Consider the following 14,037-nt stretch of genomic DNA (forward strand, 5'->3'; position numbering starts at 1 on the left):
TATCTTTATTTTAAAAACAGAAGCCGTTTTTTTCGTTTGATTAAGCGAACAAAAGAGAAAAGCATGTGACACTTTTGTCACACGCTGAACATGCTGACGGCATCGTTCTGTTTCGGAAACACCAAGGTAAAAACCGTGCCGCTTTCCGGCTCAGAGCGCACGCTGATCTGGATGAGAAGCGGAGCCGCGGCTTTTTGAGCCAAATACAGGCCCATCCCCGTTGACGCGTGATCACGCCTCATTCGCGTCGAGGTAAATCCCTTTTCAAAAATGCGCGGAAGATCTTTGGGCTCGATGCCGATGCCGCGGTCTTCGATATCCACATGCACCCGGCCGTTTTGTTCATAGCTTTTTACGGTAATGTCATCCGCCTCACTGTATTTGACGGCATTGCTTAACAGCTGCCTGATGATGAAGGAAAGCCATTTTCCGTCACTGTGAACGTCTGGTGAATCAAGCTGAATGTCAAACCCGATCCCTTTTTGTATACACCAAGATTGCAGATTTTTAATTTCTTTGAAAACGAGCGGTCTGAGCTGAATTCGCTGGAATGATAAATCATTTTCAATAAAGGACAATCGTTTCTGATGAAGCTGCTGGTCCAGGAGATGGTGAATCCGCAGCCATTCATACAGCAAAGGGGCTTTCAGCGGCTGTTCATCAAGGCGCTCGATCATGAGATGCATCGCTGTCAGCGGTGTTTTGACCTCGTGAATCCATGACATCAGATCGTCCTTTTCATGCTCTGACGCCGCCTGAAGATGGAGGGAGCTTTTTCTTAACTGCTCTGTCTGCCCTTCAATGCTTTCTTCAACGATAGACTCAAACGGACTGTCAGGCGCTTTAAGGTAAGACATGTCTAAATTGGCGTCCCACTCTCTTAAGCTTTTATAATAGGCGGTCTCTTTACGATAGCGGAACAAGAGAAATACAAGAAACACAAGAAGCGATAGGTAAACGAAATACAGCACCGAAAAAAACGGAATAGACGGATCAATATATGCCGCAAAAAGGAGCACAGCCTGCTGCAAAAGAAACATCGCGATCCAGCTCTTTCTTTCGAGCAGAAATGATTTAATCATAAAGACCGTCTTCTTCCTTTGCGATGTATCCCTGCCCCACCTTGGTTTCAATCATTTTCCCGATGCCTAATTGATCGAGTTTTTTCCGCAGCCGGTTGACATTCACCGTCAGCGTATTATCACTGACGAAACGCTCATCATTCCATAGGCTTCTGATGAGTTCTTCCCGGCTGACGATTTTATTTTTCTGCTCAGCCAGCAGTTTTAAGATCAGCATTTCGTTTTTGGTCAGCTCGACCGAACCGTTTTTACGGCTGACCGTGTTGGTTTCTGTGTCAATGACCGCCCCGCACCATCTTTTCATCAACGCAGGTTCTGTGCCGTATTGATGCACACGGCGGAACACCGCCTGTATTTTCGCGATTAACACATCAAAGTGAAAAGGCTTCTGAATAAAATCATCTGCCCCGAGCTGCATCGACATGACCATATCCGCGGGATGATCGCGCGAGGACAAAAAGAGAATCGGCACGTTTGATTGGGAGCGTATCATTCTGCACCAATGAAAGCCGTCAAATTTCGGCAGCTGTACATCAATGATCACCAAATCAGGCTTGATTTCGGTAAACTCCCGGATGACCCGGCTGAAATCTTTTATTCCGTGCACCGCAAATGACCAGCCCGTTAATCTCTCTTTCATCTCATGAAATAAAGTGTTATCATCTTCTATTAACAAAATGTGAAACATGGTATCCGCCCTTTTCTGATAGATAGAGGAAAAACCGGCTGATGTCCAGCCGGTTTTTCCTTTACAGTTCTCTTCTTAATGCAGTCAGAACGTTGGTTTTTGTCGCTTTGCGGGCCGGATTCATACCGGAAATCACTGCGACCCCCGCACAAATGACAACTGCGATCACAACGAGGCTGAGCGGGATATAGGAGAAGGTATAATGAAGATCTTCGGCTCCGGTGTTTCCCCCTACCGCTTTCAAAATAACCGGCACAGCCAGATTGACGGCAAAACTCACTCCGTAAGAAATGATAATCCCGATGACAGAACCTAATATCCCGATATAGGCGCTTTCCATCAGGAACATTCTGCGGATGATGGACGGGCTTGCGCCGATCGCTTTCATAATCCCGATTTCCTGCGTTCGTTCCGTCACCGCCATCGTCATCGTATTGAAAATACCGATGGCAGAAATCACGACGGCGATAAAGCCGACAAAGATCAGGCCGATTTTAAAGACAAGGAAAAAGGTGTTGACGCCCTTCAGCTCGGTAGTGACAGATCTGACATAAAAGCCGTCATCCGTGAGGTCATGGGTAAGCTGATCGACATGATCGAATTTGTCCGCATACACATTAATGCTTTTTTCCGCATTTCCATTCTTCAGATCCAAGAATGTTGAGAAGTCTTTCTTGAATTGATCACTCACAAAAATATTTGTATCCTCCATCCAATCTTGGGACGGTTTTTTTGTAATTCCGACTACTTTAAAGTCGTACGTTTTCGTTTTCTCAACGTCTCCGTCTTTGTTTGTTTTGGAGATGCTCAGCTGTATCGTTTTATTAAGCAGGTCTTTCGTATAGCCTTTTGGTTTTTTCACCTCCGACATGTCGCCTTGGTGATCATTTAACTCTTTGTCGTAAGCGTCAGCCTCTTTTTTCGTCAATAGGTTCTTCGCAAAATCATAGCCGACCACGATTTCATTCTCTGTGCGGGCGACTCTTCCCTGATCAAGCTCCATATTGGCTTTGACTTCATCGTTCATGTTTGTCAGCACAATGGCTGAATCTTCATTTGTTCGGTTTCCCAATGACGCTTTGTTCGGTTCATACACTTGTGTTCTTTCAACGACAGACTTGACATTTTTATACTTTTCCAAGTCTGATTTCTTCACGGCTTTTCCGTTCTCTTGGCCGAGCACGTTGATTTCCGTAACAATCTGCTGGCTCATCGTAATGTCTGTAATCGTTTTTTGGATGCCGAATCCGACGGAAGCCAGCACCACTAAAAACGCGCACGCCATTGTCGTCGCCAGCACCGTCATGAAAACACGCAGCCGGTTTTTCTTCATATTTCTTCTGATAAAGTGAATCTGATCCTTAAATCTCAACAGTAACGCCCCCTTTTAATACACCGTCATGCAGCTGGAATTTTGAATGCGCGATCGAAGCGACTTCATCGTCATGCGTAATGATGACAAATGTAATCCCACGCTCCCGGTTCAGCTGCTGAATTAATGCAAGCACCTCAAGTTCCGTTTCTGAATCAAGGCTTCCCGTCGGCTCATCAGCTAAAATAATTGACGGATTTAAAATCAGGGCTCTTGCGATACTGACACGCTGCTGCTGGCCGCCTGACAGCTCATTCGGATAATGATTCGCATGATTCTCAAGTCCGACCCGTTTCAGCATGTCCGCGACTTTCTGCTTGCGTTCAGACGGTTTGACGCCTTTTAAGGCAAGCGGCATTTCAACATTTTCATAGGTTGTCAGACTCGGAATGAGCTGAAAACTTTGAAAAATAAAGCCGAAATGCCCGAGGCGGAACTGCGCCCACTCTTTTTCACTGAAGCTCGTCACATCAGTGCCGTTAATGACGATACGGCCCTTCGTCGGCGCTATGTATCCGGATATTAAATTCAGAAGCGTTGATTTTCCGGAACCGCTCCGACCGACGATACAGGCAATTTCCCCTTTTTCAACGGTCAAAGAGACATCCTTCAATACCGGAACCTCACTCTCTCTGCCTTTCCTGCCGATTTTAAATGAATGATCAATATGCTGTACTTCTATCACGTACACCACTCCCCCTTATATCTGTTTCGTTTTTTTATAGATGAAGTAATAACTGATGAAAAACCCGATAACCGCGCCGATAAGCATGCCGAATATGTAACCGGTATACGAACCGTTATAAGCATATCCGCATACCCCCGCACTTCCCAGCATACTGAGCGACATGACGAGCAATTGAATGATGCGTTCAATGTGTTTGCTTAGGATAAAATGTCCGCTTCGTTCACTCGGCATTTTCAGGAAATTCACATAACCGAATAGATAGAAACAACATCCCATTAATGCGGAAATTAACAATGCGTGTTTCATGTAATACATCCATGATGTATGGATGTAAGCGGCAGGCATGAAATAGATCAGAAATCCGCTCCAAGGGAAATCAATATCCGGCACAGCCTGCCTGCCAAAAAGGAACTCAGCGTTTAACAGGTAAATCGTCATAACCACGATCGGAAAGACGGAAACCGTGAACGCTGTGATCAGCTGCGCCGCTAAATTGCCCGTTATCGTGCCGGCAGCTGTCACTAATGCATAAATCATCAAGCTGATGACCAGCATCCCTGCGCTGAACGATTGAAAATGATGGACAGCGTCAGGATTAAGCGCTAGAAACAATATGTCAGATACTCCGTAAGAAACAAACTGCGAGCCGGCTAACACGGCTGCTCCCAAGAAAAACTTCGTATGAAATATCCGGCTTCTCGAATACGGAAGACTCAGTGTAAACATCCTTTCAGCCCGGCCTCCTCTTATCAGAAAAAGCCCCATCATAACCGGAGGAATGAAATGAAGCCCAATCAAATTCCGATTGCTGTAATCAATGCTGAACGTACAAACTGAACCTGAATATTGATGAAGCGCACTCAAACAACCCTTATAGTGAAAATACTCATTTATAATTGCCAAAGGGCCTAAAATAGCTAAGAACCCCGCTGTAAGAAGCAGCAGCGTCTGCCGCTGCTTCCATTCTTTATAAAGCAAACCGCTAATCGGCACCTTGCCTTCCTCCAAACTGCTCATTTTCAAACAGATCTACAGATGCTTTGACTTCCTGTAAACCGTAAAATAACTGATGAAAAACCCGATAACCGCGCCGAAGATAATGCCGGCTAAATAGCCGAACATCGTGTCTGTGACCCCATATCCGAAAACGCCGAAACCCATAACAGCAAAGGCAATCACCAAGATCTGCACCGGACGGTCCAATTTTCTCCAAAGAAAGAATCTGCCGTTCCGTTCATTCGGATGTTTCAGAAAGCTGACGTAACCAATCAGATAAAAGACAAGGCTCATCACAATCGGAATGATTAAAACCAAATCCCTTTCTCTGATCCAGTCGTTAAACACATATCCAATAGGGGTTACAAATATAAAAAGACGGGATTCGATATAACTGCTGATAAAAGAAAATTGACTTCCCACACTAATATCGAAAACGACCTCCAAATTCGCGGCCGGCAGACCGATGAGTAAAAAGGGCAGAACCGTGACGGTAAACGCCGTTAACAGCTGGGCGAATATCTGTCCCGTTAATGCGCCGGATGCCATTAACAAGGCGTAAGCCATAAAACTGATGACAATCATTCCGATTGAAAAATGATCAAAATCGTACGTATGGCTCGGTTTCAGCAAAGATATCAGCAATGACGCCGCTCCATAGCCTATCGCCTGAGGAACAACAATGACTGCTGCGCCGAGCCAGAATTTCGTCTGAAAGATTTGGCCTCTGCTGTAAGGCATGCTTAACAAGGCATCCATCGTTCCCTTTGTCCGTTCCAAGCCTAATAAGAAGACAGCAATGATGACACTTACACTCCAGCTGAAGGAAAGAGGCGACCCATTCGTATAATTGACAACGAATTCACAATCTTGAAGAGCTGGGTTATTCAAACATTCTTGATATGTTGAGTAGTTGTTATAAACCATAAAAGGGTTTGCCGCCATTAAAAGAATGCCGCTGCATAAAAACAACCACTGATTTTTCTTCCATTCTGTGTACAACAATCCCCGCGGTATCATTCCGGTCCTCCTCTCTTACACATGCTTCGTTTTTTTATAAATCACAAAATAACTGACTAAAAATCCGACCGCTCCCCCGACAATCATCCCGGCCACATACCCTGTCATCGTATGTCCCGTCGAGTACCCCGCCAGGCCAAAACCGAGAACGGCGATTATGATCACCACAATCTGAATGGGCCGGTCAAGCTGTCTCCAGAGAAAAAAACGGCCGTTCCGTTCCACCGGCTGCCTGACATAGCAAAAGTACCCAATGGCATAAAATAGAATGCTCATCACTGCCGGGATGAGTAATATATACTTGCTGGCAGATACCCAATCTGTATCAATGTACATGATCGGATTCAAGTATTGAAAAAGATTGTTTACTTTGAGATAAGCCTCGACTGACGGCATCAGCTCATACATGCTGACTCCGAAGATGACTTCTACATTGGACAGGGGCAGCGTAATAATCAGGTAAGGCGCTATCGACACAGCAAACGCCGTTAACAGCTGGGCGAACGTATTCCCCGTTAAGCAGCCTGCGCTCGCGACCAATGTAAAAGCCAAAACACTCACAATAATCTCTCCGACGCTGTAATGGTGGAAGAAATATACGCGCTCAGGCTTTAACAGAAGAATGAGCAGTTCAGCCAGCCCGTAGCCGATGATTTGGAATCCGGCAATGACCGCCGCCCCGAGCCAAAATTTAGTGTGAAACACCTGAGCGCGGGAATAAGGCAGACTGAAAAGCGTATCAATCGTACCTTTCGTACGCTCCAGTCCGAATAAGCAAACCGCCAAAATGACAGCGGGCGCCCAGTTCAAGTTCAGCATTCCGCTATCCAAAGAATTCACATAAAAGTTACAATATGCTTCCGGGGTGTCCAGACAGCCTTGATAAACCAGATAGGTATTTAACACTTCAAATGGATTGACCGCCGCTAAAAAAATGCCGACCATCACAAGAACAGTTCGATTCTGCACCCATTCCCTGTACAGCAATCCCCTGTCTACCATCTCCGGTTCCCTCCAAACTTCGCGATGAAGACCTCTTCTAAGTTCACAGGAAGTTCATTCCATACTTTCGGCCGCAGCTCTTGCAGAAAGTTCTTTTTCTTCTCATCGTTCTTTTGAATCAGCACCGTATAAAACACACCGGCATGGTCGAGAATCGGTATGTTTTGTTCTCTGATCTTCAAGGCGACGTCCTCTTCAAATGCCATTTGGATTTTCATGTACTCTTCCTTCATATCATCCAAGTCCATCACATTCGTCAGCTGATTTCCTTCCAAAAATCCGATCCGGTTGCACATTCGCTCAATATCTTCTAAACGGTGTGAGGTAATCAGAATACTCGTTTCCCGTTCAGCCACTTCATCCACCATAAGCTGCAGCACGTCATGACGCGTTACGGCGTCAATTCCGTCCGTCGGTTCATCCAAAAGGATAAGAGCCGGGCGTGAAGCAAAGGCAAGGACGAGCGCAAGCTGTTTTTTCAGGCCTGTCGATAATTCACGGTATTTCTTCGTTTCCGGAATGCCGTACCTGTTCATCAGCTCATTGGCGTAAGTCACATCAAAATTCGGATAGATTCTGCTTACAATCGCAACAAGCTGTTTATATGTATACTTGTCATAAAAAGGATTTTCAACAGGCATATAAATGATGTTCTGTTTTACTTTCGGATGCCGCTTTATTTCCACCTGATTAAATAAAACCGTCCCTTGATCCGGCAGCAGAATCTGCTGAATGAGCCGGAGCAGTGTTGTTTTCCCTGATCCGTTTCGCCCGAGCAGCCCGAAAATTTCCCCTTTTCCGATGGTGAGCGAAATATCCTTGAGCACTTCTTTACCGTCTATCGTTTTTGAGAGATTCCGCAATTCAATCATGATCCTTGCCTCCTTTCACATCAGCGCTGATTTCCTTTATCCATTCCTGCAGCTTCTCCAGCTCAACTCCCGCGTAATGGGCATCGATGATGAGCTGTTTCAATTGCTCTTTTATCATCGTCATCTTCCCTTCAACCAATGTCGTTTTTGCATTCTCCGATATATACGTTCCTCTTCCCCTCAGCGTTTCAATGACACCATCGCGTTCGAGCTCCTTGTACGCTTTGCTGACTGTGTTCGGATTGGCGATAATGATCGTTGCCAATTCCCTGACAGAAGGAAGTTTATCCCCCGGCTTCATGATCCCTTTTAAACAAAGCTCTTTCAGTTGCTGTATAATCTGCTCATAAATCGGAGTTGAGCTTCTCGGATCGATTTGAATCATTTACTTCCCTTCTTTCTTTTACGAGCTGCTCTCTTTCTTTAAATGTTCTGCCATTGAAAACCGATGACGACAAGAACGACAAACAGACTGCTTGCCAAAACCGAGGCGGCGATAATAAGAGGCACATCTTGTTTTACGGATCTTTTGTTTTTCATGAAAGTTCCCCTTCCCTATGCTTAACATTTATATGTCGATTTCATTTTTTGAGTGTTTTATGTGTATTACATCAAGTAGTACACGTAATACAATAAACACACTCCGCCCTATTGTCAATTCTTTTTTCAAAAGAAATACAAAAAAACCCGCCGGGATTCCGGCAGGTTTGCTGAACCATTTGAAACGGCGCGGTCAGTAATCAAAATTACGCTGCAAAATCATATTGTTTTGCAAGGTCTGCAGCTGCAATCTCATTCGATAAAGCTGCTCTCTTTGCTGATCATTCGCAGATAATGACAGCTTGTTTAATTCATTCACCGCGTTTTCAAGCATCATTTGCGCTTCACTGTACTCATTATCATTATAATGCTCTTGTTTTGAAGCGGTCATAAATTGCTCATTCGCAAATTCATACGCCTGTTCGCTTCTTTGGAGATGTTCATCTACTGATTGTCTTGTTGCCATTAAACAGTCCTCCTATTGATAATGTCATATCAATAGTATTTCTTATTCCAAATAAATTCTCACAAGAAATATCAGGTAATTCATACACAAGACAGAGATGGTATAAAATACGATTAAATGTAAAACTTAATCAAGACAGAATTAACTCTTTATAAAAATCCTTCATTTTAGAACGATAACTTAATTCTTCTTTTATTAAAAACATTAAAATTTTCCCACATCACTCACAAGATTTTCGGTTCGCTTTAAATTGTTCACCATCAAATTATCTTTTTTGTGTAAAACACCCAGGATTCATCATATTTTTTAGGGTATCCAATTCATTAGACGATCTGTTTTTATTAGCTTTAATTATCATCCCGAAACTAACACCAACTATAAAACCAAAACCTTTTTTACTCATCCCCGTCTAAGCCTGGAACAGCTTTAAATTTTTTCAACAAACCGTTCAAAAGAGAATCGAATTTTGAAGAATTAAGATAATAGTATGTTTTATTTTGATTTCTCGTACTCTCAACTAAACCTTGCAACGTCAAAATTCTCATATGGTGTGAAATCGTTGCGTTGGTTAAATTTAGCTGTTCAGCAATCTCATTAGCATACATTTTTTTATGACTAAGTAAGATTAATATCTTGAACTTACTTTTATCCGATAAAAGCTTCAAAAAATCAATGATGTGATTAATCTCAGCTTTCTCTAATGTATTTTCAAAAATTTTATCAACTTTATAACCAAGTCCAACATAAATGTTATCTTCACTTTTCGTAATAGTTGCAGTGTAAGGTAAAAGCGTTGGATATATATTAATATAATCACAAGATAAGTATTCCTTACCTTTTAACGAACTGATTATCTTTTTTGGAAAATCCATATTTATGTTTTTTACTTGATTCATCCACTCATCTCTAAATTTAATTAAATTATAAATCGCCTCGTTAAGATAACCATTCACCGACATTAATTTGCTGCAAAATTGATCTACATAATTTTTAGGAGATTTCATTACCTTAAATATAATCCACTTGTATTCGGGCTTTATATTAAGATTATTAAGTAGCTCAAATAAACTTTCCCTGTCATTTAAATACTGTTGGGTAGATGTTTCGGTTTTAAGATCTCCTTGTAAATAAATTAGAGACTCTAAAATATTTTTTCTTATCTCTTCTTCTGTAACTGCAGACAAATAATCAATAATTTCAAAAAAATCTTTCGTATAAATTTGTGGTATTTTAAAAAAGGTTGTGGCTAAACAAAAAATATTTGCATTCCTAACATCTTTGTAGTCGCAAAAGCTGCCAAAATAAAAATTTAAAAACTCACTATCTAACTCTTTTATTCTTTTAAGATCATCTAGTAATACAAAATATTCATTATCTAAATTTAACCCCAATTTGGTTGTATAATCTTTGAAAAATTCCTCGTGTTTCAAGAATAGAATAGAGGATATCTTGTCAAAGAATTCTGAAACACTGTTATTAATTATTAACCGCACTTTTTCACATCCCCTAAAGTCTTTTTCCACAAGGAAAACGTTGTACTATCTTCATGCCAGACATTTTACATTTTTAATATTATCAATTAAAAGGGAACTTTCAAAGAATAATCATTTCTAATTTTAAAGAATTTTCCTTTAAGCACATACCTGACTGAGCATTATCATGAGCAGTCCTAGATTTATTAGACTTGCCTCACCTTTTGCTAAGTGTTCTCCTCATGTCACACTCTTCAGAAATCCTTCATCATCTCAGCTAGTTTACAGGTCAATTTTAGCTCTTATTGAGTTATTTCAAGTTACAAAATTGTTGAATTATAAAAATATGATTTCGAGAAAAGTGGATGAAAAAACAATTTATGAATAATATTGACACCTCTTAAGATTACATTTATCATGTTTTTAGATATATATCGAATTTAAATTTAGATTAATATCTAATGGGGGTTGTAGTATTGAATTTTCAAAAATTAATTATGCTATCTGCATTATTATTAGGTACATTCATTTCAGTAATGGACACCACTATAGTAAATATCGCCTTACCTAAGATGCTGGATTATTTTTCGAGTAACCTTTCTCAAGTAGCATGGGTGGCTACAGGTTATACTTTAGCTTTTGCGGTTTTATTAGTAGGTGCATCAAAGCTGGCAGACCATTTTGGAAGAAAAAAAGCTTTTATGTTTGGATTAGCACTTTTTATTTTGACATCAGTTATTGCATGTTTGAGCACTTCAATTGAAATGCTTGTCACAATTAGAGTGATTCAGGGATTATCTGATGCTTTCATTGTACCTGTTACAATGCCTATAGCTTTAGCTATCGTACCTCAAAATAAAAAAGGAATGATCATTGGAATCTGGGGTGCTTTCTCAGGATTAGCAGCTACATTAGGACCTGTACTTGGAGGATTATTAACTGAAAATTTTAATTGGCAAGCTATCTTCTTCATAAATATTCCTTTAGGTCTGATTTCTCTTTTTTTAGCAGCATTTTTTATTACTGAGAGTTATGATGAAACAGTGAGTAAAAAAATTGATTACATGGGGATTCTTATTTTATCCGGAGCTCTCTTCTGTTTAACCTTTGGTTTTGCAAAAGTATCTGACTTAGGCTGGTCATCACCATTAATTATCTCTCTTTTTGTAATCTCTGTATTATTATTCTGTTTGTTTTTCTTTATTGAATCTAAAATTAAAAACCCGATGATTCCCTTATCCATGCTGCAGATACGTACGTTTAGTTTCAGTTCTTTCACCCTCTTTATGCAGGGCCTTGGATTAACAAGCGGTACCCTTATTATTACTTTACTCCTCACGAATTTAATGGGAAAAACTGAATTAGAAGCGGGGTTAATTGTTTCTACATTAGCTCTATCATCTATGTTTACCTCTGTACTTTCTGGAAAGCTATCTGATAAACTCGGGGGCATTTGGCTTTCGGGTCTAGGTATGCTCGGTTTAACAATCACAACATATTTATATGGATACATACGATACGACAGTTCTATAACGTCAGTAATTATTCTGTTATGTTTGACCGGCTTAGCTTTAGGGCTTGTAATAGGACCAGCAATGAGTTCAGGGATACGGCTTATTCCTCCTGAGAAAGTAGGAATTGCCTCAGGTATTCTTAATATGATGCGGACAGTTGGACAAGCGCTAGGCATTGCCATACTTACATCTGTGCTTACAATGAATATAAATGATCACACAGCTACTGCGAAAAAAGAAGCCATTAAAATTGTGGAAAGCAATCAGGTTTTTGATAAAAATGCAAAGAACGAGATAATAACTCACTTAAAGCATTCAGACAGTAAAGGTTTCGATCGAAGCAAAAGTATTGCTGAATTAAACAAAAAAGAGGAAGAAATTCTCTCTATAACCCCGGATCCGTATAAAGAAAAAGTACAAAAAAGCTTCAATATTCAAAAGAAGGAAGTTATGGCTATCCAGAAAAAAATTTCAAATTTATATAATGAAAAAATAAGTGACAGTTTTAATAATACATTCAAAGTAGGCAGTGTAATTCTTATTTTAGGAATTATTTTTGCATTGTTCAGTGATATTTCTCCAAAACGTTTAAAACAACAACAGAAAAACCAGGTAGATATTACGTCTTGACCGTTCCATAATTGTTTCATTGTTCCGCCCCATCATTCATGCTACAATTTTAGGATGCATCTGATGTGAGGGAGGCTTTTTGAACATTGAACGAGAATAACCCTTTTCCTTATTCAAATACGGAAAAACGGTACCATACATTAAATTATCATCTGCGGGAGCATTTCGGGCATAAAGTGTTTAAAGTCGCGCTTGACGGCGGTTTTGACTGCCCGAATCGGGACGGCACGGTTGCACACGGAGGCTGCACATTCTGCAGCGCGGCGGGCTCCGGCGATTTTGCCGGCAATCGGGCCGATGACTTACTCACGCAATTTCACGATATCAAAAACCGTATGCACGAAAAGTGGAAAGACGGCAAATATATCGCATATTTCCAAGCGTTCACGAATACGCATGCCCCGGTAGAGGAGCTGCGAGAAAAATTCGAATCCGTCCTCAAGCTTGACGGCGTTGTCGGCATGTCGATCGCGACCCGTCCGGACTGCCTGCCGGACGATGTCGTGGAATATTTGGCCGAACTGAATGAGCGGACGTATTTGTGGGTTGAACTCGGGCTGCAGACCGTGCATGAGCGGACCGCCCTTCTGATCAACCGCGCCCATGATTTTGACTGCTATGTTGAGGGCGTCAATAAACTGAGAAAACACGGCATCCGCGTTTGTTCCCATATCATTAACGGGCTTCCGCTTGAAAACAGGGACATGATGATGGAGACGGCCAAAGCCGTCGCTGATTTGGATGTCCAAGGCATTAAAATTCACCTGCTTCACTTATTAAAAGGCACACCGATGGTGAAGCAATATGAAAAAGGAAAGCTGGAGTTCCTTTCTCAAGAAGAATATGTAAGTCTTGTATGTGATCAGCTCGAAATCATTCCCCCGGAAATGATCGTTCACCGCATTACGGGAGACGGGCCGATCGAATTAATGGTCGGGCCGATGTGGAGCGTCAATAAGTGGGAAGTACTGGGCGCCATTCAAAAAGAGCTGGAAACACGGGGAAGCTATCAAGGAAAGCTCTTCAGAAAGATCGGGGAGGAGACCGCCCTATGACCTTGATGCACATCCTCCCTTTCAGTAAAGAATTGCTGAAGTCCGCCGCACAGGAAGGTGATATCACGGTTGACGCGACGATGGGCAACGGACATGATACATATTTCCTGGCCGGCCTTGTCGGTGAGACAGGACATGTTCATGCCTTTGATATTCAAGCGGACGCACTCGCTAAAACGAAGGAGCGGCTCGGTGCCGACTTCGGCCCGCGCGTCACGCTTCACCATAAGAGCCATGATCAAATAAAGGCATCGCTGCCTGAGGATGCGCACGGTCGTGTGGCTTGCGCCGTGTTTAATCTCGGTTATCTGCCCGGCGGCGATAAAAGCATTACGACAAACGGCCACTCAACCATTTCCGCGATCGAACAGCTCCTTGAACTGCTGAAGGAGAACGGGCTGATCGTTCTCGTTGTGTACCACGGGCATCCTGAAGGCAAGACGGAAAAAAGTGCATTACTGGAGTACTGCAGCAATCTTGATCAGGAAAAAGCGCGCGTGCTGAGCTACGGCTTTCTCAACCAGCGAAACGACCCGCCGTTTATTATAGCGATTGAAAAGAAATCTGCCGGCAAATAAAGAATCGGCCTGTCATAAGCGGGCCGATTCTTTTTGTGTTTACTTTTCCTGAAAAGTCAATT

The 14,037-nt window shown here is 42.0% G+C and carries 14 protein-coding genes; 3 read left to right on the forward strand and 11 right to left on the reverse strand.

What is annotated here, in order from left to right:
* Window positions 1-77 precede the first annotated feature (77 nt).
* From NSQ37_RS20835 to NSQ37_RS20890, 11 genes are all read right to left on the reverse strand, one after another.
* Window positions 78-1,082, reverse strand: a complete 1,005-nt coding sequence (locus tag NSQ37_RS20835) for a sensor histidine kinase (protein ID WP_032871661.1) — start codon at window positions 1,080-1,082, stop codon at window positions 78-80.
* Window positions 1,075-1,770 (reverse strand): response regulator transcription factor, encoded by a 696-nt coding sequence (locus NSQ37_RS20840; RefSeq protein WP_014305616.1) that lies wholly within the window; start codon window positions 1,768-1,770, stop codon window positions 1,075-1,077. The genes NSQ37_RS20835 and NSQ37_RS20840 overlap by 8 nt, the downstream gene beginning before the upstream one ends.
* Window positions 1,771-1,831: 61 nt before the next feature.
* The gene (locus tag NSQ37_RS20845; RefSeq protein ID WP_015240422.1) at window positions 1,832-3,142 is read right to left on the reverse strand and encodes an ABC transporter permease; all 1,311 of its coding nucleotides are present in this window, start codon (window positions 3,140-3,142) and stop codon (window positions 1,832-1,834) included.
* Window positions 3,132-3,827, reverse strand: coding sequence for an ABC transporter ATP-binding protein (locus tag NSQ37_RS20850; RefSeq protein WP_032871660.1), 696 nt, complete (start codon window positions 3,825-3,827; stop codon window positions 3,132-3,134). The genes NSQ37_RS20845 and NSQ37_RS20850 overlap by 11 nt, the downstream gene beginning before the upstream one ends.
* A 15-nt stretch (window positions 3,828-3,842) precedes the next feature.
* Window positions 3,843-4,823 carry an ABC transporter permease gene (locus tag NSQ37_RS20855; RefSeq protein ID WP_160223228.1) on the reverse strand — a complete coding sequence of 327 codons (981 nt, stop codon included), beginning with the start codon at window positions 4,821-4,823 and terminating at the stop codon, window positions 3,843-3,845.
* A 36-nt stretch (window positions 4,824-4,859) separates the two neighbouring features.
* Window positions 4,860-5,846 carry an ABC transporter permease gene (locus tag NSQ37_RS20860; RefSeq protein ID WP_206584408.1) on the reverse strand — a complete coding sequence of 329 codons (987 nt, stop codon included), beginning with the start codon at window positions 5,844-5,846 and terminating at the stop codon, window positions 4,860-4,862.
* Window positions 5,847-5,861: 15 nt separating this feature from the next.
* Entirely contained in the window at window positions 5,862-6,848 is a 987-nt protein-coding gene (locus NSQ37_RS20865) for an ABC transporter permease subunit (RefSeq protein WP_326365252.1), read from the reverse strand.
* Complete coding sequence (locus NSQ37_RS20870; protein WP_020956239.1) at window positions 6,842-7,720, reverse strand: ABC transporter ATP-binding protein; 879 nt, start codon at window positions 7,718-7,720, stop codon at window positions 6,842-6,844. Before NSQ37_RS20870 ends, NSQ37_RS20865 begins: the two co-directional genes overlap by 7 nt.
* The gene (gene ytrA / locus NSQ37_RS20875) at window positions 7,713-8,105 is read right to left on the reverse strand and encodes a GntR family transcriptional regulator YtrA (RefSeq protein WP_003152275.1); all 393 of its coding nucleotides are present in this window, start codon (window positions 8,103-8,105) and stop codon (window positions 7,713-7,715) included. The genes NSQ37_RS20870 and ytrA overlap by 8 nt, the downstream gene beginning before the upstream one ends.
* A gap of 348 nt (window positions 8,106-8,453) precedes the next feature.
* Window positions 8,454-8,726: a YtzC family protein gene (locus NSQ37_RS20885; protein WP_003152272.1), complete on the reverse strand. Its 273-nt coding sequence runs from the start codon at window positions 8,724-8,726 to the stop codon at window positions 8,454-8,456.
* A gap of 395 nt (window positions 8,727-9,121) precedes the next feature.
* Window positions 9,122-10,219, reverse strand: coding sequence for an ArsR/SmtB family transcription factor (locus NSQ37_RS20890; protein WP_144464240.1), 1,098 nt, complete (start codon window positions 10,217-10,219; stop codon window positions 9,122-9,124).
* A 455-nt stretch (window positions 10,220-10,674) separates the two neighbouring features.
* Between NSQ37_RS20890 and NSQ37_RS20895 the strand changes: the two genes are divergently transcribed.
* The 3 genes from NSQ37_RS20895 (at window position 10,675) to NSQ37_RS20905 (ending at window position 13,975) form a co-directional block, all read left to right on the forward strand.
* The gene (locus NSQ37_RS20895) at window positions 10,675-12,342 is read left to right on the forward strand and encodes an MFS transporter (protein WP_341124790.1); all 1,668 of its coding nucleotides are present in this window, start codon (window positions 10,675-10,677) and stop codon (window positions 12,340-12,342) included.
* An 86-nt stretch (window positions 12,343-12,428) separates the two neighbouring features.
* Window positions 12,429-13,397 (forward strand): TIGR01212 family radical SAM protein, encoded by a 969-nt coding sequence (locus NSQ37_RS20900; protein ID WP_007408822.1) that lies wholly within the window; start codon window positions 12,429-12,431, stop codon window positions 13,395-13,397.
* Window positions 13,394-13,975, forward strand: coding sequence for a tRNA (mnm(5)s(2)U34)-methyltransferase (locus tag NSQ37_RS20905; RefSeq protein ID WP_007613246.1), 582 nt, complete (start codon window positions 13,394-13,396; stop codon window positions 13,973-13,975). The genes NSQ37_RS20900 and NSQ37_RS20905 overlap by 4 nt, the downstream gene beginning before the upstream one ends.
* The last annotated feature ends 62 nt before the right edge of the window (window positions 13,976-14,037 follow it).

Origin of the sequence: Bacillus sp. FSL P4-0334 (assembly GCF_038004825.1) — a bacterium.
Taxonomy (GTDB): domain Bacteria; phylum Bacillota; class Bacilli; order Bacillales; family Bacillaceae; genus Bacillus; species Bacillus velezensis.

What these genes read in the sequence shown, in the direction of transcription:
- NSQ37_RS20905 (WP_007613246.1), top strand. Translation starts at nt 13,394, where the DNA reads ATGACCTTGATGCACATCCTCCCTTTCAGTAAAGAATTGCTGAAGTCC.
- NSQ37_RS20870 (WP_020956239.1), bottom strand. Translation starts at nt 7,720, where the DNA reads ATGATTGAATTGCGGAATCTCTCAAAAACGATAGACGGTAAAGAAGTG.
- NSQ37_RS20865 (WP_326365252.1), bottom strand. Translation starts at nt 6,848, where the DNA reads ATGGTAGACAGGGGATTGCTGTACAGGGAATGGGTGCAGAATCGAACT.
- NSQ37_RS20835 (WP_032871661.1), bottom strand. Translation starts at nt 1,082, where the DNA reads ATGATTAAATCATTTCTGCTCGAAAGAAAGAGCTGGATCGCGATGTTT.
- ytrA (WP_003152275.1), bottom strand. Translation starts at nt 8,105, where the DNA reads ATGATTCAAATCGATCCGAGAAGCTCAACTCCGATTTATGAGCAGATT.
- NSQ37_RS20860 (WP_206584408.1), bottom strand. Translation starts at nt 5,846, where the DNA reads ATGATACCGCGGGGATTGTTGTACACAGAATGGAAGAAAAATCAGTGG.
- NSQ37_RS20840 (WP_014305616.1), bottom strand. Translation starts at nt 1,770, where the DNA reads ATGTTTCACATTTTGTTAATAGAAGATGATAACACTTTATTTCATGAG.
- NSQ37_RS20885 (WP_003152272.1), bottom strand. Translation starts at nt 8,726, where the DNA reads ATGGCAACAAGACAATCAGTAGATGAACATCTCCAAAGAAGCGAACAG.